The following is a 21,025-nucleotide window of genomic DNA, read 5'->3' as shown; positions in this document are numbered from 1 at the left end:
CCCAGGGCCGAAAGACCTGTTACCACCCGCTACTCGAAGTGAGCCGCGAGGAGTACGACGTCCTCCGCCGAGTCCGCCTCGTCCAGCCCGTCCGGCAGCACGGTCCGCAGCACGTGGTCGGCGACGGCGCCGGGGTCGCCGCGCAGCGCCCTCGGCACCCCGGCCGCCGCCGCGTGCAGGCGTGCGAAGGCCCGGTCGGTGGCATCGCCGGTGCGGTGCAGCAGTCCGTCGGTGTACAGCAGAACCGTCTCTCCCGGCTCGGCGCACAGCTCCACGCTCGGCGCCTCCCAGCAGGCGAGCATGCCGAGCGGCGCGGACACGGTGGTCTCCACGAAGTCGGTGCGCCGCTCGCCGATCAGCAGCGGCGGGCAGTGCCCGGCACCGGCCAGCGTGATCTTGCGCAGCGCGGGCTCGCAGTAGGCGAACAGGGCGGTGGCGGAGCGGGCCGGCTCGGTCAGCCTGAGCAGCAGCTCCAGGTCGGACAGGACCGCGACCGGGTCCTCGCCCTCCATGACGGCGTACGCCCGCAGGGAGGCTCTGAGGCGTCCCATCGCGGCGATCGCGCTCGCTCCGCTGCCGGTCACCGAACCGACCGCGAGGCCCAGCGCCGCGTCCGGCAGTGGCAGCGCGTCGTACCAGTCGCCGCCGCCGCGCGGACCGGTTCGGTGGCGGGCGGCGAGCCGCACACCGGCGACGCGGGGGAGCCGGGACGGCAGCAGTTCCTCCGCCATCGTCGCCATGCACGCGCGCGTGCGCTCGACCTCGAGGAGCCGGGCCAGGTGCTCGGTGGCGTGGCGGGTGTACAGACCGACGAGGTGGCGCCGGCGCTCGGACGGTTCGGCGGGCTCGTCGTAGAGCCACACGGCGGCGCCGAGGCGGCCGGCGCCGGTGGTGGACAGGGGAAGCGCGTAGCTGGCCGCGTAACCGAGGCGTGCGGCCACCTCGCGGTGGCGCGGGTCGAGGCCGTCCTCGGCGAGCAGGTCGGGCTCGGCGATCTCGCCGTCACCGCCCGGCAGCCCGTCGAGGATCCTGCCGTACGACATGGAGCTGCGCGGGACGGTCTCGATGTGCCCGAGGTCGGCGCGGGCGAGTCCGAGGCCGATGGTGGTCTCGGGGCCGAGGCCGTCGGCCGGTTCGAGGACGACCAGTCCGCGCCGGGCTCCCACGAGGGCGGCTCCGGCGCGCAGGAGTTCCTGGAGAGCGTCGGACAGGGCGTCCGTGCGGACGAGGCGTTCGGTGAGTTCGTGGAGGGTCGTGAGGTCGGAGACCCAGCCGGCGAGCCGGTCCTGGAGCAGGGCGCCGGGTGCGTTCGGCGGGGAGACCGCAGGGGTGGCCGGGGCGGCTGACGCGGGCGCGACAGTGTGTGCGGGTGCGGGAACCGTTGAATCGATTCCAGCCACTTTCGGAGGGTGAGGGGCGTTCATGGCGTCCGGCTTTCCGACCGGTGCGTATTGCTCAAAAGCATCGCAAACCCCCATGTCATTCTGCGCCGCTAGCAGTGTCTCCACATCTACACGCACTCGTAAGGGGATGTCCAGCATTGTCCTGCCGGGATTCCTGGTGTCCGTGGGTAACTGGTGGGGAGTGGGGAGAAGGCAAAGTTGGCTAAAAACTGCCTCGGGTTACGGTGTATTGAGGTCGACTGGCCTTGCTCCACAGAGCGTCACAGCGGTCGTGTTGGGTACGTACTCGGTAAGGACCAGGGGTGGTGTACAGCCGCCCGGAACCTGGTGACCGACCCGGGCGTCTTAGCCACCGACGATCGAGCCCCATCCTCCCGTGGCGGAGGCGGAGAGAAATACGCGGGACGGCAAAACGCCAGACTTCGCCACCCCCCGCCACGCCCAGGCTTTTGATAGACGCAGTATGGGGTTCCCCTTGTCTCGGACAAGGGTGTGATGCGCCAACAGGTACGCACAGTGAAGTGATCGACACATGGTGTGATGTGGTCCTCGGTGTTGCCAGCGGTGCAACGGAAAGGAACGAGCGCTCATGCGCGAGATCCTCGGAAGGCGACGCAGGCTCCTGTCCCAGCGCAGCGACGGAAGGCCTGAATTGCTCGGCGCGGCCCTGACCTTCGCGAAGGAATGGCAGTGGCCCGTACTCCCGGGCGTGGCACCGGACCCGGAGGGCCGGGCCCGCTGCGGATGCCCCGACCCGGAGTGCACGGTCCCCGGCGCCCACCCCTTCGACCCGGGCCTGCTCGCGGCCACCACCGACGACCGCATGGTGCGCTGGTGGTGGACCAACCGGCCGGCCGCGCCGATCATCCTGGCCACCGGCGGCAAGGCCCCCTGCGCCGTCAGCCTCCCGGCCCTCCCGGCCGCCCGCGCCCTGGCCGCGCTCGACGCCCAGGGCATGCGCCTCGGCCCGGTGGTCGCCTCGCCGACCCGCTGGGCGATCCTCGTCAAGCCGTACTCCCTGGAGCAGCTGGGTGAACTGCTGTACGCCCAGGACCACGTCCCCGGCTCCCTCCGCTTCCACGGCGAGGGCGGCTACCTCGCCCTGCCCCCGTCCGAGACCGGCCACGGCGACATCACCTGGGAGCGGGCTCCGCTCCCCGGCTCGGCCTCTCCGTGGGTCCCCGACGTCGAGGCCGTGGTGGACGCCGTGGTCGAGGCCCTCACCCGTACGGGTGTGAGCGCGCCCGAGTTGTAGGGGTGTCGGGCGCGGGCGGAACCGGATGCCCGCGCCAGGTCGTTATCGTCCGCTTCATGCTGCGTCATTCCGGGGCACGACCCCCAGACTCCCGATGGGTTCGCCTGCTCGCCCTGTCGGGCGTCGTGGCGTGCGCGGTGGCGCTGCCGCTGGCCGTGGCCTCCGCGGGACAGGTGGGCGACGGAGGCCGCAGGGTCGTACGCGATCTCGTGCGTCCTTCCGCGGAGCCTTCCTCCGTACGGCGTTCCGCTGCACGGGCTACCGCGGTGCCTTCCGCTGTACGGCCTTCCGCCGCCGACGACCACAAGGCGCCGCTCGTCGACGCCGGCCGCTCCCCGCTGCTGCTCGGCCTGGGTCTGGCCACCGCCGCGCGCTGCGGTCCCGAACTGATCTCCCCCGACGGCATCGAGGCGCAGACCTGTGTGCTCACGCAGGGCGAGGAGATCTGGGCGCGTACCTACTACCGCAACGCCACCGGCATGGTGCTGGACGCCGTGCTCAGCTTCATGGGACCCGGCGGACGCACCGTGCAGATGCACTGCCCGGTCGGCGCCGGGGACGAGCCGGACAGCTGTGAGACGCCCCGGGAGCGCACCCGGGGAACACCGGCCGACTACACGGCGGTCGCGGAGTTCGCCGCCCGGCGGGGCCGCGGACCACTGCTGCTGCGGGCCGGGAGCAACTCCGGGGAAACTACGGGCAGTTGACGCGCGGCGGCGTTCCGTAAAGCTGCCCGGACACAGAAAGACCCGGTTGCTGGCGACGGGGGATGCACCAGCAACCGGGCTATGGGAACCGTAACAAGAGATCGGCCGTTCGCAAATTCGACCGTGACGCTTCGTGGCTTATTCGGACACCGATTCGCCTTCTCCTGGGGGGAGTTGTGAGCGGAGCGGGTGGTTCCGTGAAGATGCGGTGCGGCTGACCGACCGGTCAGCCGCACCGGCTCTGTCAACTCAGTGTGACCTGGCGGTTGGTGAGGCCGCCACGGGCGCGGCGCTCGTCGGCGGTCAGCGGTGCGTCCGTGGCCAGAGCGCCTGCGAGCCGCTCGGCGAACTCGGCGGCCGGCTTCTCGACATCCTCCGCGGTGACCCCGCTCGGCAGGTCCCAGACCGGCACGGTGAGGCCGTGGGCGCGGAAGGAACCGACGAGCCGGGTGCCCTCGCCGAGGCTCGACTTCCCGGCCGCGTGCAGTCGCGCGAGCGCGTCCAGAAGTTGCTCCTCGGGATGCGGCATGACCCACCGCAGGTGGTTCTTGTCCGGCGTCTCGCACCAGTAGGCGGCGTCGACACCGGTCAGCCGGACGGTCAGGATGGCCGCGGCGTTGGCCCGCTCCAGCGAGGCGGTCACCTCGGGCGTGGCGTTCTCCGCGTCCGGCACCCAGAACTCGAAGCCCTCGTGCACAACTGGCTCGAACGCGCCTTCGGGATCGAGCAGGTCCTGCAGCCGCGGGCCGTCGGCGGGGGCGCGCCGGCCTTCCACCGGGGTGCCCGGAGCAGCGGTGAGCGCGCGCTGGAGGGTGTCGGCGAGATCGCGGCTGATGTCGCCGGACGCGGTGTCGTTCTGCAGGCCGAGCAGCACCGAGCCGTCGTCGCGTCGCAGGGCGGGCCAGGCCATCGGCAGGACCGTGGCCAGCGTGACCGACGGGACGCCTTCGGGGAGGCCGCTCTTGAGGGTCAGCTCGACCGTGGCGGCGGGGACCAGCTCGCGCAGGGCCACCCAGTCGCCCTCGCCCGCGAGGCCCTCGAACGGGCGGTGCACCAGCTCGGTCGCGGCCTGTGCGGCGGCCCGGCCGTGGCAGGCCTTGTAGCGGCGGCCGCTTCCGCACGGGCAGGGTTCGCGGGCGCCGACGACCGGGACCTCCCCATCCGTGAGCTGCGGGCGCTTGGCCTTCGTCTGGGGTCGCTTCTTGGCCATCGTGGCTGTCTCCCGGTTACGGCTCGTCTCGTACGGGCGCGAGCCTAGCCGCTTGCGACTTGGCCGACGGGAGCCTGTGGACAACCACCCGGGTGTCCTTCACGGACGCTCGGTGCGGGGCGCCTCAGCCGAGATCGTCGAACGCGTCCGAGAAGTCCAGGTCGGGTATCGCGACCGACGGGGCCACGACGCGCGTCGCGAAGTCGTCACGGCGGCAGCCGGCGTCCGGATCGCGAACGTCCGAGTGGACGATCACCCAGACCGTGACCTCGCCCCGGGCGTCGTCCCTGACGCCCCAGTCGTCGGCCAGCGCGGTGATGATGTTCAGCCCGCGGCCGCCGTGCGCGGTGACCGAGGGCGTGGCCGGAGCCGGGCGGGTGGGCCCGCCGCCGTCCGTCACCTCGACCGTGAGCCTGCCGCCCGTGTCCACCCGCCAGGCGGCGCGGACGTCACCGTCCCCGGCCAGGGCGTCGCCCAGCGGCCGGCCGTGTTTGCACGCGTTGCTCAAGAGTTCGGAAAGAATCAGAACGGCGTCGTCGATGACCGATTCCGCCACGCCACCCCTGCGCAGCTGCACGCGCATACGGTGTCTCGCTTTCCCCACGCCCGCAGGGCCATGGGGTACGGCCATGCTCGACGACGTGGGCACCTCCTGTGCCACCACAAACGCCACCCCCGAGACCTCCTTCGCCCCACGCCACGGTGTGGATGCCCCATTGGCCTGTACCGGAAACCGGCCAATCACGTTCCGCCGACGCATTCGCAACGATCGAACACGCACCGAACGCGCCGGGGCACACCCTGTGACGGAGGGGACGTCAGCGGCCCAGCCGGTCGAGCACCGCGCGCGGGCGGTTGGTGATGATGGCGTCGACGCCCAGCTCGACGCAGAGGTCCACGTCCTCGGGCTCGTTCACGGTCCACACATGCACCTGGTGGCCCGCCCGTTTCAGGCGCTCGATGTAGCCGGGGTGGTTGCGCACGATGCGGATCGAGGGACCCGCGATCCCCACCCCCGCGGGCAGCCGGCCGTCTCGCAGCCGAGGTGAGACGAACTGCAGCAGATAGACCGTCGGAAGGGTCGGCGAGGCGGCACGCACGCGATGCAGCGACCGGGCCGAGAAGCTCATGACCCTGATCGGCGACTCGGCGGCCGAGGCGGGGGCGTCCAGGCCGAACCGCTTCAGGAGCACCAGCAGCCGCTCCTCGACCTGGCCGGCCCAGCGCGTCGGGTGCTTGGTCTCGATGGCCATCTCCACCCGCCGCCCCGCGTCGGCGACGAGTTCGAGCAGCCGCTCCAGGGTGAGGACGGAGGTGTCCTCCCGGTCCTCGGGCCGGTACACCCAGTCCGGCTCCTCGTCGCGGGTGCGCCAGAACTCCCGGGTCTTGCGGGAACCGAAGTCCAGGGCGGCGAGGTCGGAGAGCTCGAGGGCCGAGACCGCTCCGCGGCCGTTGGACGTACGGTTGACCCGTCGGTCGTGGACGCACACGAGATGACCGTCGGCCGTGAGGCGTACATCGCATTCGAGGGCGTCCGCGCCGTCCTCGATCGCCTTCCGGTACGCGGCGAGAGTGTGCTCGGGAGCGTCTTCCGACGCTCCGCGGTGGGCGACGACTTGAGTCAGCTGCTGCCGTGCGTGGGTCACTGCGTCATGGTGCCACCGCTAAGGGGTACGCGTGCGAACGGAGGCATATGGATTGCGCCTCATTTGTCTTACATGGCCTATATAAAGAGCAGCCACGAACCCACAGGCACCGCTTATGGTGCCCTGACGGCCCGTGGGAAAAGCTGACGGCATACAAAAGGACATGCACAGCTGACGCACGCCGGACACCGAACGGCACTGGCCGAGCGTGACCGAGTGCGACCGACAACCGACAGCCGTGACCGAGGAGAGAAGCTGTGAGCACCGAGAACGAGGGCACCGCGGTACCCCCGGCCCCGTCCGCACCCCCCGTGCCGGTGGACGCTCCCGCGGCTTCGACGCCCCAGGCCTCCGAGGCGGGCGCCCCCACCACCCCGATCCCGCCGGTGCCGCCGCACGCCTCCGGCGGCGCACAGGGGCCGGAACTCGTCCATGCGGGACCGGCGCGGGCGTACGCCTCGGCGGAGAGTGGTGCTCAGCAGGGTGCGAGCGGCGCTCCGCAGCACCCAGGTCCCGGCCCCGAGGGAGCCTGGCCGCCGCCGCAGGCCCCGGGCACCCCGTTGTATGCCGACGGCGGCGCGGGCGGGGCGGGCGGAGCCTGGGGTTCGGGTTACCAGCAGCCCGCGCCGAAGCCGAAGAACGGCCGTGGTGGTCTCGTCGCCGCGGTCCTGGTGGCGGCGCTCGTCGCCGGCGGCGTGGGCGGCGGTCTCGGCTACACCCTCGCCAAGAACAACGACAACGGCTCCTCGACGACCCTCTCCGCCTCCGACAGCGGCGGCAGCGTCAAGCGGGACGCCGGCACCGTCGCGGGCGTGGCGCAGAGGGCCCTGCCCAGCACGGTCACCATCGAGGCCGAGTCCACCAGCGGCGAGGGCGGCACCGGCACCGGATTCGTCTTCGACACCGAGGGCCACATCGTCACCAACAACCACGTGGTGGCCGACGCGGTCGACGGCGGCAAACTGACCGCCACCTTCCCCAACGGCAAGAAGTACGACGCCGAGGTGGTCGGCCACGCGCAGGGCTACGACGTGGCCGTCATCAAGCTCAAGAACGCGCCGAGTGACCTCAAGCCGCTCACCCTGGGCAACTCCGACCAGGTGGCGGTCGGCGACTCCACGATCGCGATCGGCGCCCCCTTCGGCCTGTCGAACACCGTGACGACGGGCATCATCAGCGCGAAGGACCGCCCGGTGGCGTCGAGCGACGGCAGCGGCAGCAACGCCTCCTACATGAGCGCGTTGCAGACGGACGCGTCCATCAACCCGGGCAACTCGGGAGGCCCCCTCCTCGACGCGCAGGGCAACGTGATCGGCATCAACTCCGCGATCCAGTCCACCAGCGGCGGCGGTCTCGGCGGCACCAGCCAGTCCGGCTCGATCGGCCTCGGCTTCGCGATCCCGATCAACCAGGCCAAGTACGTCGCCCAGCAGCTGATCCAGACCGGCAAGCCGGTCTACGCCAAGATCGGCGCGTCCGTCTCCCTGGAGGACTCCACGGGCGGCGCGAAGATCACCACCGAGGGCGCCGGCGGCTCCGACCCGGTCGAGGCGGGCGGCCCCGCCGCCAAGGCCGGCCTCAAGCCCGGCGACGTCATCACCAAGCTGGACGACCACGTGATCGACTCCGGCCCCACCCTGATCGGCGAGATCTGGACCCACAAGCCCGGCGACAAGGTCAAGATCACCTACGAGCGCGGCGGCAAGACCCACACGGTGGATCTCACCCTGGGCGCCCGCACAGGGGACAGCTGACCGGCACGCGCCCGTCCTGACCCGTTACTCTGTTCCCCGCGCCACGGTCACCGGCGGCGCGGGGTGGGTTGCCCGAGCGGCCTAAGGGAACGGTCTTGAAAACCGTCGTGGCAGCGATGTCACCGTGGGTTCAAATCCCACACCCACCGCAGCAGGTCAGAGCGTTGCAGGTCAGAAGGGGTGCCACTCTCCGGAGCGGCACCCCTTCTGCGTACACCCTGTCTCACCCTGGCTCGCCCGTATCTCACCTTTGACCAGTGCGTATGGGCCATCTGTGGGCCAGGATCAGGCTCATGCCTGGCATGAAGAACTGTTTCCTGTGTTCAACGACGTGACGGGCTGACGGGCGGCCTCGTGCGGGGCCGTCGAACCCTCCGGTTTCCCGCTCCTCAGCCACTCGGCCTTTGGCGTCGGTGATCCGATCCCATGGCGCGCCCATCAGAAGTGGAACTGCGAGAGCCACGTCGTGACGCTGACGTTGCCCGTGTTGCCCTTGACCTGACCGTTGACGCAGGTCTGACCATGGGCCGGGTTACCGCTGCTGCCGATGTTCACGGAGTTGCCGCAGACGTTCGTGGCGGCTTCCGCAGTCCCGCCGGTCGCGGCGAGCCCGCCGAACGCCAGCAGACCGCTCACGCCCGCGACTGCGGCTATGCGCTTGAGCTTCATGTCAAGCTCCTTTTCTCCCCTTTGATTCGCCCTCCCATCTCAGGGAGAGACGAACCGCTCGCTTCGTGCGACCGAAGCGAACTCACCGCCACTTGGTTGGCGATGCCGCCCTTGGGGATGCAGGGCGGGAGGGTGGTTCAACCCCTACTTCGACGATACGACCCGATGAATCAGGATAAAAGGGGTCTACTCGACGATCGGCTCAGGGTTGTCAATCCGCCCGGCCGCGACGGGCTGGTCACCCCTCGTCCAGCGCGCGGGCAATCAGGCGATTGGACTGCTGCTGGCCGCCCTTGAGGATCTTCGCGTAGAACCGGTACAGCACGGCAATGCTGTGGCCGGCGCGTGCGGCGACCTCCGCGGGATCCACCCCCGATTTGATCCAGAGCGACACCCCGGCGTGCCGCAGGGAGTACGGCACCCCCGCGAGGTCGGACTTCACGAGGTGCTGACCGCGGGGGCCAGAGTCGCGGACTGCCCCGAGCAGGGCTCGCGCCAGCCGTGGGTCCGGCACATACCGGAAGTCGATTTCGTCGTCGCTCTCGGTCGGGGTCCAGTCCACTCGCGGGAGAGGGTTGGAGGCGAGAGAACACCGCCCGACGTAAGCGCATGGTCCTGAGCAACGTTCTTCGCTGCACAGTCGAGGAGAAGGGCCTACTACGAGGCTACGACGTGACGCTGGCAGACCCGGTGCCCCGCCATGTCGAGAGCGCGTCAAAGGTGTGCTCAGCGGTCGTGGGGGACGCCCGCGATCTGAGCGAGCCGGTCCCACACCCACCGCAGCGGATGAGAGCCCCTGACCGGCCAGATCGGTCAGGGGTTCTCATCGCTCGTGGTCCACGTCGAACACACTGGCAGGCTGTGTGGCTTCGGTGTCGGGACGGGGTAGGGAAGCAGGGCGTCCTGACCGGTTCTCACGGGGTGGCGGCGAGCGTGGAGCGTACGACTCGGATCGGGGTCACCGGTCACCGAGACATCCCCGAGCCGGTGCGGGAGTGCGTCAGCGCGGGAATTCTCGACGAGTTCAGGAACCAGGCCGCGCGTGGTCCCGTCGAGGCGTTCAGCGCCCTGGCCGCCGGCGCCGACCAGTTGTTCGCCGACCTCGCGATGCGCAGCGGGATTCCCGTCACTGCCGTGATCCCCGGCACGGACTACGAACGCCACCTGGGCGGACAGACGGTCCGTGTCGCGTTCCGCCGGCTGCTGCTGGCCTGCGCGGACCGGGTCGACCTGCCGGTCGAACGCACCCGGGAGGAGGCGTACGCGGCGGCCGGTCGCTGGATCGTGGACCACACGGACCGGCTGGTGGCCGTGTGGGACGGCGAGCCGGCACGCGGTCCGGGCGGCACCGGGGACATCGTTGCCTACGCCGGTCGTGTGGGCGTACCGGTGAACGTCCTGTGGCGTCCCGGCGCGCGGCGTCACTGAGTCTCACCCAGGGCCTGTTGCGAAAGTGGCCTCTGCCGCAAGACGAAAGCCCGAGCTCAGTACGGGAACCTCCGTGCGGCATGCCGAGAGCACGCACCGGACGCCGCGCGGCCGCCCTCCGGGCGACGAGGCCACTTTCGCAACAGGCCCTCGCCCCGGCCCGCCGCGCCTCACCCCCCGAACCGTGCGAGCCAGTCCGTGTGCTGGGGCAGCATCAGGTGTTCCGTGTCGGAGACGGCCCGGGGCCACTGGTGCTCGGCCACGCCCTGGGCGAGGACGGCCCGCTGGGTTTCCAGTCCCTCCCGGACCAGCGCGTGCGCGTACGAGAGCGGGTGGTGACGGCGGGTCTGCAGCCAGGCGACGCCGGTCGCGGCCGAGGCGGCGAGCAGGCCGCTGAGGTCCCAGCCGGAGGCGATGCCGGCGCTCCTGGCCACCGCGGCGGCCAGGGCCAGCAGGGTCAGCAGCGCGGTCAGCGCGGACCAGACGGCGGCGGACCGGCGCGCCTGGACGGCCCGACTGCCGTACCAGCTGAGTTGTTCGACGACCCGGTCGCGCAGGTAGATGTCCTTCCGGACGGCGAAGGACTTCTCGCGTACCGCCCGCATGCTGCGGGTGATCTGGGGATGGCGCGGATCGTCCGCCTCCTGACGGCTGGCCGGGTCCCACAAAGTGTTCCTGGCCCGGCCCGAGCCCGGTAACGCGCCCGCGACCGGCTCCTCGCCGGGGCCGTGGGCAGGTTCCTGCCAGCCTATGCGCCGTAACGCCCGCAGGTGTTCCTCGAGTTGCTGGTTGAACAGGCCGTCGGGATCGGGCACCTCGGAGTGGAACGGCCCGCCGTGCACCATGTACTGCCACGCCAGCGACTTGACGGTCTCGGCGGCGTCCCGGTGCGCCTGCCAGTGGGCGCGTGCCCGGCGGCGCTGGACGACGACACCGGTGACCACGGTGAGCCCGTACAGCACGGCGGACAGGGCCGTGAGGACATGGCTGTCGAAGTGGTCGGCGAGGGTGGCGCAGACGGTCGCCACCAACAGGAGCGACAGCTGGGTCGTGGTGGCCCGGAACGCCTCGGTCTGACGATTCAGCGCCCACTGGTCGTTGGAACGGAACAACGGCGGCAGATCGTCGTTTCCTATCGTCGCGCGCGGCCCAGGAACGTTTCGCCCAGGTGTGGTTGCCGCCATGGGGGTCACCTCGCCATGAAGAGGGGAAGACTCATGGTGACTTGGAGTCGTGCGGGTGCCAACACCGCGTTGTCGAGGGGGCCTTGGTGGGCATCATGGCGAGATCCGGCCGCTGGCCGAGGAGCGCGGCCACGGGTTCCTGGCCGCCGGGCGATCAGTGTGCTTCCCTGAAGTCAGAACCGCATGAATCCGCCCGCAACTCGGCATGCTCCGAACCGAGTTGCGGGTCGACGCACGCCCACAACGACCACATCCACACCGCCCTGCCCGGAGCAACCGCCGGGTGTGACGGTACGAGTGAGCACGGGGGGTTCGTGGAGAAGCCAGCGACCGATGTGGATCTGGGGATGCCGGACCTGGCCGGACAGTCGGAGCGGGATCTCGCTGCCCTGCCCGCCGGCCCACTCGGTCAGACCGTCAGGCGGATCGTGTACGAGCACGGGGATCCGAACGGCAGTGCATCCTCGTTCGATTCAGCGCTGCCGCCGGACACCGCATCGCGCCCGACACGGAGGGGCTCCGGGGCCCGGGAGGTGGCACATGCGGAAGGTACGGCCTTTTCGTGAATGGGTGGTCAAGGTCGCCCAGCAGTGCAACCTCGCCTGTGATCACTGCTATGTCTACGAACTCCAGGACACCAGTTGGCGGCGCAAACCCAGTGTGATCCCGGAGGAGTCGGTCCACAGGCTCGCCGAGAAGGTGGCGGAGCATGCCAGGGCCCATGCCCTGCCCGAGGTCCGCATCGTGTTGCACGGCGGGGAGCCGCTCCTTGCCGGAAAACAGCGGATCGAACACATCGTGTCGGTCTTGACATCCGCACTACGAGGCGTGTCCGACTGTGATATTTCACTACAGAGCAACGGGACACTCCTCGATTCCGACTGGTTGGATCTGTTCCACCGGTACGGGATGTCGGTGGGGATCAGCCTCGACGGCGACCGCACGGCGAACGACCGTCATCGGCGTTCCAGGAACGGCCGGAGCAGCCACACCGCCGTTCTGAAAGGGCTGGAACTGTTGAGGCGACCGGAGAACAGAGCGCGATACAGCGGTTTGCTCTGCACGGTGGACCTCGCCAACGATCCGGTCGCGGTGTACGAGGAACTGCTCTCGCACGAACCCCCGATGATCAACTTCCTTCTGCCGCACAGCACGTGGGAGCACCCGCCGCCCGGGCACGACTCCCTGGCGACGCCCTACGCCGACTGGCTGCTGGCCGTCTTCGAGCGCTGGTACACCGCACCGGTCCAGGAGACGCGGATCCCCCGCTTCGAGGACATCATGGACCGCGCGCTCAGCGGCCGGGCCCTGTCGGGGGCCGTGGGGGCGGTCTCCGATTTCATCGTGGTGGAGAGCGACCTGTCGGTGGAGCTCCCCGACAACCTGAAGGCCGCCTACGACGGCGCCGCGGCGACCGGACTGAACCTGCTCGACCACGACTTCGACACCGTGGCCCGTCATCCGGCGGTGGTGGCGGCCCGCGGCGCGGGACCGGCCCCGCTCGCCGCCGACTGCCTCGCCTGTCCCGTGGTCCGGTTGTGCGGTGGAGGACTGCGGGCGCACCGCTTCCACCCCCGTAACGGATTCGACAATCCCAGCGTGTACTGCGCCGATCTCCGCCTGCTCACCACGCGTATCCGGGACCGGGTGGTGGCCGATGTCAGGGAGTGGTTCGGGAGGGCCTCGTGACCGAACCCATGGCGTTACGCATGTCGGCCGAGGGCTTCGCGGCTCTGGCCCGTTGCCGTCCTGCCGCCCCGGCGCTGGCGGTGCTCCGCAAAGGACAGACGAGCCAACGCCTGCTGCTTCTGAAGGGCCTTGCCGATTCCGCCCGGGGCGCCGTTCCCCACCTGTGGGGGGAGGGCGCGTCCCTCGGCTGGGACCTGTGTGTCCAGGCCTACGCGGCGGATCCGCGGGCCTTTGACACGGTGTTGCTGCACCCGCACGCCGGCGTCTGGCTCAGGCGGTGCCTACGCGCCCTCCACGGCACCGGCGCGGACGACGACCTCGCTGTCGACCTCGCCCGGCTGGGGACCTTCGGGTATGCCGCCGCGTTACGCGTCGGCATGCGGCCGCGACTGGACCTCCAGGCCCGTGACGGGCTGCTCTGGCTTCCCACACTGGGCGGCGTCCGGCTGCCGGAGGGCGTGAGCACCGTCCGGCTGGACGGCTGGATCCTGGAGCTCCCGGACCGGGAGGTGAACCTTCGCGGCCGCGAGCGGAAGAACGGGCATCGGCCCGGCGCGGCGCGCCGGTTCGCGCCCCGCCGCCTGGTGGTTCCGTCACGCGCCGGCACCCACCGGTTGTCGCTGGTCGTGGAGGACACCGATCCCTACCGGAACGTCCACGGTTTTCCGGTCCAGCCCCGGCAGACCTCGGCGCAACTGGCCGCCTGGCATGTGGTGCTGGAGCAGGCCTGGAGTCTGCTGAACGACCTGATGCCCGCGCGGACCGCCGACTGTGCCGCCCTGTGGTCGGCACTGGTCCCGCTGCAGCCCGGCCCTCGCGGACGGGGCCGCAGCTCGTCCACCCGTGAGGCGTACGGGGCGGTGGCGGCCGCTCCCGAGCAGGACCCGGTGCGGCTGGCCGAGACCGTCCTCCACGAAACGAGTCACATAGCCCTGGCGGCTCTGACCGATCTGGTCGACCTGACCGATCCGCACGACCGGACGCACCACAAGGTGGGCTGGCGTCCTGATCCCCGCCCCCTCGGCGCCGTCCTCACAGGGGCGCACGCTCACCTCGGCCTGCTGGATTTCTGGTCGCGTGTCTCCCACACGCTCGACGGCGAGCCCGCCCGCGCGGCCGAGGCACGTCTGCACCGGTACGGCCGACAAGTGGTCGCGGCTCTGCGCGTGCTGCGGCGGAACAGGACCGCCCTGACGTCCTGGGGGACGTACTTCGTCGAATGCATGACCGATGAAGCGGAGCTCTTCGGCTTCCGGGTGGGCGGGCCACGTGCGATTCACCCTTCCGTGGGGTCGGACACCGGGGGATCGACGCCTGTTCGAGTGGTCCGGGCGGAGACGGAAGACGCCCCTCCGTCCGGTGCGGCCCGAGGCCGGCCGCCACCTCCGAGATCGACCAGCAGTGCGGTGAACGGCGGCTCCGCCGTTACGGCATACGGGGACGGAACGGTAGACCGAGCGGAGGAGGGGGCGTGGGCGGAACGGGTTGTGCGGCGTTGGGCCTGCGACGGGATGTCGAATGCCGCCTATTGTGCGCAAAAACCCTTTACTTTTCTTTCTCCTCTATTCGAATATCAAGCCGATTTGACGTGGCTGATGTCGGGGCAAAGCAATTGGAGTCACCGTGAGCCACTTCTACCTGAGTCACGTGCGCACCGTCGACGAGGAGTGGGTCGCGTCGTTCTTCCACGACCTCTGCCGGGCCGTGGCTGAGCGCACCGGTCGCTCCCCGGAGGCCGTGGGAGTCCGCGGCACCCCGCAGTCGTCGGACGTGTCGGTGGATCTGCTGGGCCGGTCCACGATCCTGGTCGTGCTGCACTCACCGCGCTACTTCACGCAGTCCTACTGCCGGGCCGAACTGTCCTATTTCCAGCGGCGGCTCAACATGCAGCGCTCCAGGACCGGCCGAAGCGCCGACGCGGTCGTCCCCGTCGTGTGGGAGCCCGACCCCGCGCACGCGCTGGACGCCGTCGTCCCGTACCAGCCCCTGAGCGTGCGGTCGGAGGCCTACCGGCTCGACGGACTGCTGCACCTGCTGCGGCTGAAGGCGCGTTACCGGTCCGAGTACGAGGAGGTGCTGAGGGCCGTCACCGACCGCATCGTCGCGGCCGCCGAACAACTTCCCGAGGTGCACGGATTCGACGCGACCGGCAGCCACTCGCCCCTCGGCGCGCCCGCGCCCGCCGGCAGTCAGGCGGTCAGTTTCGTCGTGGCGTCCACGGCGCAGAAGGACGTGCCGGGCGAACGGCACTCTCACCAGTACTACGGAAAGACGCCCCTGGACTGGTCCCCCTACGCGCCAGGGGAACACGAGGCGCTGATCTCCCTGGTGAAGAACACCGCCACCGCCCTGGACTTCACCGCGACCGTGCTGCCGCTGGACGAGGAGACCGTCGACCGGATCAGCCGGGAACAGGACCCCGAGCAACTCGTCGTGCTGCTGGTCGACGCGTGGGTGGCCCTGCGGCGGGAGAAGCACCGGCTGCTGGCAGCTGTCGACGAGCGGAATCCCGAGGCGACCACGGCGCTCGAACCAAGGGCCCGCGACGACACCGAGTCCGCCGAACAGGCCGTCGTCCTGGACGAACTCCTCAACCGCGCGCTCCCGCTGATGCGCGGACGCACCAGCGAATACGAACGCTGGGGACTGCCGGACGCGGAGAGCTTCACCTCTTCCCTGCGCAAGGTTCTCATCCGCCTCCAGAACGAGGCGCTCAAGTCCATGGAAGCCGTGCGGTCGCCGGCAACGCCGACCGAGGGTCTCCATACGTTTCCCCTGCTCGGAAGGTATTCGTCATGACGTTCGACCCGGGTGACGCCGGCACCCGCGACGCCGGCACGATCGTCACGTTCTACTCGTTCAAGGGTGGAACCGGTCGCACCATGGCCCTGGCCAACGTGGCCTGGATCCTGGCCAGCAACGGAAAACGTGTACTGGCCATGGACTGGGACCTGGAGGCGCCGGGGCTGCACCGCTACTTCGCTCCCTTCCTCGGTGACCCGGAGCTGCGCTCCACCCCCGGTGTCATCGACCTGATCCGCGAGTTCGACCTGGCCAGGCCGAGGCCGGCCGGGGGCGACTTCAGCCGGCAGGCCCGGGTGGAGCGCTTCGCCTCCGCACTGACGTGGACCTTCGACAGCGGGGGCTATGTCCTCTTCGTCTCCCCTGGACGCAGGACCCCGGAGTACTCCGAAAAGATCAACACATACGACTGGCAGGGGTTCTACGAACAGCGCGACGGCGCGGCCTTCCTGCGCGCCCTGCGCGAGGACATGCGGAGCAACTACGACTACGCCCTGATCGACAGCCGTACGGGCTGGAGCGACACCTCCGGCATCACCACGGTGCTGATGCCGGATGTCCTGGTCAACTGCTTCACGCTGAACACCCAGTCGGTGGACGGCAGCGCCAGCGTGGCCGCGGACGTACGGCGGGCTGCCCCGCACGTCAGGATCTTCCCCGTGCCCATGCGGGTGGAGGACGCCGAGCAGGAGAAGCTGGCCATCAGCCGGGGACATGCCCGCCACCGCTTCCAGGAGTTCCTCAAGGACACGCCGCGGGCGGCCGATCCCGACGGGTACTGGGGCTCGGTGGAGATCCCCTACAAGCCCTTCTACGCCTACGAAGAGGTCCTGGCCACCGTCGCGGACACGCCTCGCCAGCCCGCCTCCCTGCTGGGCGCCTACGAACGTCTCACCTCGGTGATCACGGACGGGGAGGTCACGGCCCTGCGTCCGGTCGAGGAGCCGTTGCGCAGGCAGCTGCTCGCGCGCTTCCAGCGGGCACCGGTACCCGGCGGCCGCATCGTGCCCCGGGTGCGGGTCGACTACGCGCTGCGTGACGGCGCCTGGGCGGAGTGGATCGAAGCCCAGCTCCAAGCCGCGGGGATCGCCGTGGCGCTGCGCGGAAGCAGTGCGTCCGTGCCCCTGACCAGCGGTTCGGAGGACGGGGCGGACGTGGTCATCGCGCTCCTTTCGCCCGACTTCGCCACCACTCCGGTTGCCGACGAGGTCCGGGCTCTGGTGGCGTCACCCGAAGGGGCCAGGATCATCGGCCTGCGCACCCGGGAACACCAACCGGAGACCGTACTGCGCGGGCTGCCCGGATTCACTCTGGTGGACGCGTCCGCCGAGCAGGTCCTCGGCAAGCTCTTCTCACTGCTCGAACTCCAGGCACTGCCCCCCGCAGTCACCGGGACCATCGCCTATCCGGGTCTGGTCCCCCGGATCTTCAACGTGCCGCGCCGCAACAACTCCTTCACCGGCCGCGACGTACACCTGGACCGGTTGCGGACCGGTCTGAGCGCCGAGTCGCTGCGCGCGGACACCCCCGTCGGCAAGGCTTTCCTCTATGGCCTGGGCGGAATCGGGAAGACTCAGATCGCGCAGGAGTACGTCCACCGCTACGGTTCCCAGTACGACCTGGTGCACTGGATCCCGGCGGAACAGCCCAACCGGATCCCGCAGCTCCTCGCGGACCTCGGCCTCGAGCTGGGAATTCCGGGCGACACGGTGGACGAACGCGCACAGGCGACCATGACCGCACTGAAGAATGGTGATCACGGTCGTTGGTTGCTGGTGTTCGACAACCTCACCGACAACCAGGACGCGAACGGCGAGACCTGGAACACGGACGAGGGAGGCACGACGGTGGAGCGGTACCTTCCCGACGAGGGACCGGGACACGTCATCCTCACTGCCCGGCGTTCTCCGCACGAGGAGAACGACACCGCCATGGAGGTCGACTCCTTCAACAGGTCCGAAAGCATCGCCCTGCTGCGCCGCAGGGTGGACGGGCTCTCGGTGCGGGACGCGAACCGGATCGCCGACACGCTCGGCGACTTCCCGATGGCGATGGAGCTCGCGGCGGCATGGCTGCGCCAGACAGCGATGCCCCTGGACACTTACCTCGATCAGGTCAACAGTCGGGTCTCCTCGGTCCTGAGCGGCACGGACGGCACCGGGGACAGCCAGCAGGAGTCCCTCCTGGCGGTCTGGCGGTTGACCGTCGACCGGCTCGGCAACGAGCGGCCCGCGGCGGTCCGGCTCCTGGAACTGTGTGCCTTCCTGTCCCCCGAGCCGATCGCGCACTACCTCCTCTACAGCGACGCCATGCGCAACCGGCTCGCCGAGGAGACCGGGGACGAATCGGTGCTGGACCCCATGGTGATGGGATACCTGATCCGTGACCTCGGACGGTACGCACTGGCCACGGTGGACCAGCAGAGCGGTTCCATCCAGGTGCACCGACTGGTCCAGGCCGCGGTGCGCGAGTGGCTGGGAGAGGATCCCGAACGACAGCGGCGAACTCAGCGCCAGGCACAACTCGTGCTGGCCGGAGCGTTGCCCTCGGCCGCCTCCCCGGAGGACAGCGCGACGGCCCGGCAGAGGTTCGCGGAGCTGCTGCCCCACCTGGAGCCGTCCAAAGCACTGTTCAACACCGATGCGCGGGTGTGCGAGTGGGTCATCCGCCAGGTCCGCAACCAGTGGCGGATCGGCGACCACCGGGCCGCTGCCGCGCTGGGGCAGAAAGCCCTCGACGTCTGGACGGAGTCCCTGGGCGCGGACCATCACCTCAGGCTGCGGCTGGCCGCGCAGGTGGCCAACCCGCTGCGCTCCCTGGGCCGTTACCGGGAAGCCCACGCACTGGACGCCGACACACTCCAGCGTCAGCGCGCGCAACTCGGCGAGGACGACGGCTACACGCTGGTGACCGCCCGCAACTACGGTGCCGACCTGCGTGGCCTCGGCCGCTACCAGGAGGCGTACGACGAGGACCGCAAGACCTATGAGCTCTACCTCAACAGCCCGGACTTCGGCCTGGACCACGAGGAGACTCTCCGGTCGGCGAACAGCCTCAGCGTCTCACTTCGCCTCGCGGGCCGCCCCGGTGATGCCCTGGAGCGGGCGACGGAGGCCTATCAGAGGTGCAGGCAGTCCCTGGGACTGCAGCACCGGCTCACCTGGATCGTGGCCAACGGAGTGGCGCTGGACCGCCGGGACACGGGCGACTACCAGGGCTCCCTCGATCTGCTCTACGAGGTTCGCAAACGCTTCGTCGGCCTGCTGAGCGAGAACGCCGACGACGTGCTGCGCACGGACGCGTCCCTCGCGGTGACCCAACGCCGCCTCGGCAAGTACGCCGAGGCGGAGGCCCTGACGCGCTCCACCCTGAACGTGTACCGGCAGCGCTACGGCGAGCCGCATCCCGACACCATGTCGTGCACGGCCAACCTGGCCTGCGACCTGCTCGCCCTCTCGCTGACGGATCCGGCCAGGGGGTTCGAGGCGATGGAGCTGGGACGGCAGAACTTCAGGCGCTACCGCGAGCGCCTCGGCCTCGAGCACCCGTTCGCCCTGGCGGCAGCGACCAACCTGGTGGCCATCCTCAGGAACCAGGGTGAGACCGAGGAGGCGATGGAACTCGCCGACCGGACGCTCCCGCTGCTCGTCGGACGACTGGGCGACACCCACCCCGGCACGGTGGCCTGCCGGGCCAACCGGGCCGGCGTGCTGTCCGCTCTGGGCCGGTACGAGGAGGCACTCGCCGAGGACGAGGTGGCCCGCGAGGCCTACCGCGTCCTCTACCGCGACCATCACCCCCGGGTGCTCTGCGCGGAGTTCAACGTCGCCCTGGACCGCAGCCTGATCGGTGACGACGCCGAGCAGAACCTCAGGAGCGCGACGCTCGCCGCCGAGCAGGAGTTCGGCCCTGACCATCCCACGGTCCGGTCGATGCGTGAGCGCAAGCGGATCGACTTCGACCTGGAGATGCCCCCGACCTGAGCCCGGCCGTACGACCCGACCGCCCGTGACCGGTGCCGCGGGCGGTCGGGTCGTCGCCCGGAGGCGTCAGTTGCTCGAGGGCGTCCCGTACCGGCGCACGAACCGTCGCACCGTGCGGTTCATCTCCTCCTCCCGCCAGGCGGGCAGGCCCTCCAGACGGGTGTGCGTCCCGGTGGCGCCGAGCAGTTCTCCGTCCACCACGAACAGGAACAGCAGCCCCTCCGGGTACGCCGTGTCGAGCGCCCTGACCAGGTCGGCGTCCGGGGGGTGCGGGACGATCACGACCACCGGGCCGAAGTCGTGCTCGTGCTCCCGCAGCGTCTCCTCGTCGTGGATGTCGAACTCCTCGAGGAGTTCCTCGCCGATCCGTACCACGAGATCCGTCAGGACACCGGTGCCCGCGGTGAGCGGGACGACGAAGTGGTCCCAGGGCAACGGCTGTTCGCTGGCCCGGTGGATGTAGCGGCGTGCCGTGTCCGTGGAGAGCGCGGGCAGCACCGCGACCCTGGGCGAGCCCGCGCCCAGCACCCCGCGCATCCGGGCCGCCTCGTCCACCGGCACCCGGGCATGGGTCACGCTCAGTTGGACGAGTTCCCTGGAGGCGTCAGGACCGGACAGGGGCAGCAGTTCGGTGAGGGCCGCGCGCAGCGGGTCGGACCCGGGCTCGCTCGGGCGCTCGGCCAGCAGGCCCGAGGCGAGCCGGTGACGCATCAGCGGGGAGAGCGTCTCCAGCGGGACCCCCAGCGTCGCACCGGCCCGGCTCAGGCTCTCCGCGTCCACCTCCCGCAGATGGTGGACCACCCGGTGGTGCACCTTGGCCCCGCCCGACTCGGCACGCATCAGGTCCAGTTGGGGTCTTATGTCATGCCGTACGGCGTCCAGGTCGTCCTTGCCCGGCCACTGCACCATCTGCCGTCTGTGCGGACTGAGCGACCCGAGTCCGCTCTTCTCCAGGGCGTCCAGGGTGACTTCCGGCAGCATCAGCAGGATCACCGGGAAACCGTCGTGCCGGTTGCGCAGTTCGGCCATGGCCAGTTCGTTCTGCACGTGCTCGGACCGCAGGGCGTGGCTCGACACGATCAGGAGCATGCCGTGCGCGCTGCCCATGCCGTCGGAGATGGCCGCCATCCAGTCCTGTCCCGGTACCAGGGACTCACGGTCCACGACGACCGGCTCGCAGCCCTCCTGGTGCAGCAGTTCCTCCATGGCACGACGGGCCGGCCAGCAGCTGCAGGTGCAGCCGAGCGGTTCGCTGCGGCTGAGGAAGACATGGGGACCGGGCATGGGACTCCTCG

At 70.2% G+C, this 21,025-nt stretch carries 16 protein-coding genes and 1 tRNA gene; 9 read left to right on the top strand and 8 right to left on the bottom strand.

Going from position 1 to position 21,025, the window contains the following annotated elements; all coding sequences use genetic code 11:
• Window positions 1–29 precede the first annotated feature (29 nt).
• A complete protein-coding gene (locus tag ACIBJB_RS16845; protein ID WP_398931136.1) occupies window positions 30–1,541 on the bottom strand; it encodes a PP2C family protein-serine/threonine phosphatase in 1,512 nt (503 codons plus the stop codon).
• A 451-nt stretch (window positions 1,542–1,992) separates the two neighbouring features.
• Here ACIBJB_RS16845 and ACIBJB_RS16840 point away from each other — a divergent pair, with 451 nt between their 5' ends.
• Entirely contained in the window at window positions 1,993–2,658 is a 666-nt protein-coding gene (locus ACIBJB_RS16840) for a bifunctional DNA primase/polymerase (protein ID WP_398931134.1), read from the top strand.
• Between the two features lie 56 nt (window positions 2,659–2,714).
• A complete protein-coding gene (locus tag ACIBJB_RS16835) occupies window positions 2,715–3,365 on the top strand; it encodes a hypothetical protein (protein WP_398931132.1) in 651 nt (216 codons plus the stop codon).
• 244 nt (window positions 3,366–3,609) lie between these two features.
• Here the strand turns inward: ACIBJB_RS16835 and ACIBJB_RS16830 are convergent, their stop codons facing one another.
• The 3 genes from ACIBJB_RS16830 to ACIBJB_RS16820 all read right to left on the bottom strand — a co-directional run bounded on the left by ACIBJB_RS16830 (window position 3,610) and on the right by ACIBJB_RS16820 (window position 6,221).
• Window positions 3,610–4,575: a DUF5926 family protein gene (locus tag ACIBJB_RS16830; protein ID WP_398931130.1), complete on the bottom strand. Its 966-nt coding sequence runs from the start codon at window positions 4,573–4,575 to the stop codon at window positions 3,610–3,612.
• A gap of 124 nt (window positions 4,576–4,699) precedes the next feature.
• A complete protein-coding gene (locus ACIBJB_RS16825) occupies window positions 4,700–5,335 on the bottom strand; it encodes an ATP-binding protein (RefSeq protein WP_398931128.1) in 636 nt (211 codons plus the stop codon).
• Between the two features lie 58 nt (window positions 5,336–5,393).
• Window positions 5,394–6,221, bottom strand: coding sequence for a glycerophosphodiester phosphodiesterase (locus ACIBJB_RS16820; RefSeq protein ID WP_328639618.1), 828 nt, complete (start codon window positions 6,219–6,221; stop codon window positions 5,394–5,396).
• A 257-nt stretch (window positions 6,222–6,478) separates the two neighbouring features.
• Between ACIBJB_RS16820 and ACIBJB_RS16815 the strand changes: the two genes are divergently transcribed.
• Window positions 6,479–7,975: a S1C family serine protease gene (locus ACIBJB_RS16815; protein WP_398931125.1), complete on the top strand. Its 1,497-nt coding sequence runs from the start codon at window positions 6,479–6,481 to the stop codon at window positions 7,973–7,975.
• A gap of 62 nt (window positions 7,976–8,037) precedes the next feature.
• Window positions 8,038–8,124, top strand: a tRNA-Ser gene (locus ACIBJB_RS16810).
• Window positions 8,125–8,413: 289 nt separating this feature from the next.
• Here the strand turns inward: ACIBJB_RS16810 and ACIBJB_RS16805 are convergent.
• Both ACIBJB_RS16805 and ACIBJB_RS16800 read right to left on the bottom strand, forming a co-directional pair.
• A complete protein-coding gene (locus ACIBJB_RS16805; protein WP_398931123.1) occupies window positions 8,414–8,644 on the bottom strand; it encodes a chaplin family protein in 231 nt (76 codons plus the stop codon).
• Between the two features lie 238 nt (window positions 8,645–8,882).
• Window positions 8,883–9,206 carry a hypothetical protein gene (locus ACIBJB_RS16800; protein WP_398931121.1) on the bottom strand — a complete coding sequence of 108 codons (324 nt, stop codon included), beginning with the start codon at window positions 9,204–9,206 and terminating at the stop codon, window positions 8,883–8,885.
• A 371-nt stretch (window positions 9,207–9,577) separates the two neighbouring features.
• Here ACIBJB_RS16800 and ACIBJB_RS16795 point away from each other — a divergent pair, with 371 nt between their 5' ends.
• A complete protein-coding gene (locus ACIBJB_RS16795; RefSeq protein WP_398931119.1) occupies window positions 9,578–10,072 on the top strand; it encodes a hypothetical protein in 495 nt (164 codons plus the stop codon).
• Between the two features lie 170 nt (window positions 10,073–10,242).
• Here the strand turns inward: ACIBJB_RS16795 and ACIBJB_RS16790 are convergent, their stop codons facing one another.
• The gene (locus tag ACIBJB_RS16790) at window positions 10,243–11,184 is read right to left on the bottom strand and encodes a DUF4231 domain-containing protein (protein WP_398931117.1); all 942 of its coding nucleotides are present in this window, start codon (window positions 11,182–11,184) and stop codon (window positions 10,243–10,245) included.
• A 612-nt stretch (window positions 11,185–11,796) separates the two neighbouring features.
• Between ACIBJB_RS16790 and ACIBJB_RS16785 the strand changes: the two genes are divergently transcribed.
• The 4 genes from ACIBJB_RS16785 to fxsT are packed head-to-tail and all read left to right on the top strand — an operon-like array spanning window position 11,797 to window position 19,730.
• A complete protein-coding gene (locus ACIBJB_RS16785) occupies window positions 11,797–12,945 on the top strand; it encodes an FxsB family cyclophane-forming radical SAM/SPASM peptide maturase (protein ID WP_398931115.1) in 1,149 nt (382 codons plus the stop codon).
• Entirely contained in the window at window positions 12,942–14,657 is a 1,716-nt protein-coding gene (locus ACIBJB_RS16780; protein ID WP_398931113.1) for an HEXXH motif domain-containing protein, read from the top strand. The genes ACIBJB_RS16785 and ACIBJB_RS16780 overlap by 4 nt, the downstream gene beginning before the upstream one ends.
• Window positions 14,569–15,744 carry an FxsC protein gene (gene fsxC, locus ACIBJB_RS16775; RefSeq protein WP_398931111.1) on the top strand — a complete coding sequence of 392 codons (1,176 nt, stop codon included), beginning with the start codon at window positions 14,569–14,571 and terminating at the stop codon, window positions 15,742–15,744. Before ACIBJB_RS16780 ends, fsxC begins: the two co-directional genes overlap by 89 nt.
• A complete protein-coding gene (fxsT, locus tag ACIBJB_RS16770; protein WP_398931109.1) occupies window positions 15,741–19,730 on the top strand; it encodes an FxSxx-COOH system tetratricopeptide repeat protein in 3,990 nt (1,329 codons plus the stop codon). The genes fsxC and fxsT overlap by 4 nt, the downstream gene beginning before the upstream one ends.
• Window positions 19,731–19,796: 66 nt before the next feature.
• On the opposite strand, the gene ACIBJB_RS16765 is transcribed toward fxsT, so the two are convergent.
• A complete protein-coding gene (locus ACIBJB_RS16765; protein ID WP_398931105.1) occupies window positions 19,797–21,014 on the bottom strand; it encodes a toll/interleukin-1 receptor domain-containing protein in 1,218 nt (405 codons plus the stop codon).
• Between the last annotated feature and the right edge of the window lie 11 nt (window positions 21,015–21,025).

This window comes from Streptomyces sp. NPDC050759 (assembly GCF_044456945.1).
In the GTDB taxonomy this organism is placed as follows: Bacteria; Actinomycetota; Actinomycetes; order Streptomycetales; family Streptomycetaceae; genus Streptomyces.
Note: the sequence above shows the minus strand (reverse complement) of the source record. Positions and strands in the feature narration are given on the sequence as shown.

What these genes read in the sequence shown, in the direction of transcription:
- ACIBJB_RS16830 (WP_398931130.1), bottom strand. Translation starts at nt 4,575, where the DNA reads ATGGCCAAGAAGCGACCCCAGACGAAGGCCAAGCGCCCGCAGCTCACG.
- ACIBJB_RS16805 (WP_398931123.1), bottom strand. Translation starts at nt 8,644, where the DNA reads ATGAAGCTCAAGCGCATAGCCGCAGTCGCGGGCGTGAGCGGTCTGCTG.
- ACIBJB_RS16835 (WP_398931132.1), top strand. Translation starts at nt 2,715, where the DNA reads ATGCTGCGTCATTCCGGGGCACGACCCCCAGACTCCCGATGGGTTCGC.
- ACIBJB_RS16825 (WP_398931128.1), bottom strand. Translation starts at nt 5,335, where the DNA reads ATGCGTCGGCGGAACGTGATTGGCCGGTTTCCGGTACAGGCCAATGGG.
- fxsT (WP_398931109.1), top strand. Translation starts at nt 15,741, where the DNA reads ATGACGTTCGACCCGGGTGACGCCGGCACCCGCGACGCCGGCACGATC.
- ACIBJB_RS16840 (WP_398931134.1), top strand. Translation starts at nt 1,993, where the DNA reads ATGCGCGAGATCCTCGGAAGGCGACGCAGGCTCCTGTCCCAGCGCAGC.
- ACIBJB_RS16765 (WP_398931105.1), bottom strand. Translation starts at nt 21,014, where the DNA reads ATGCCCGGTCCCCATGTCTTCCTCAGCCGCAGCGAACCGCTCGGCTGC.
- ACIBJB_RS16785 (WP_398931115.1), top strand. Translation starts at nt 11,797, where the DNA reads ATGCGGAAGGTACGGCCTTTTCGTGAATGGGTGGTCAAGGTCGCCCAG.
- ACIBJB_RS16845 (WP_398931136.1), bottom strand. Translation starts at nt 1,541, where the DNA reads ATGCTGGACATCCCCTTACGAGTGCGTGTAGATGTGGAGACACTGCTA.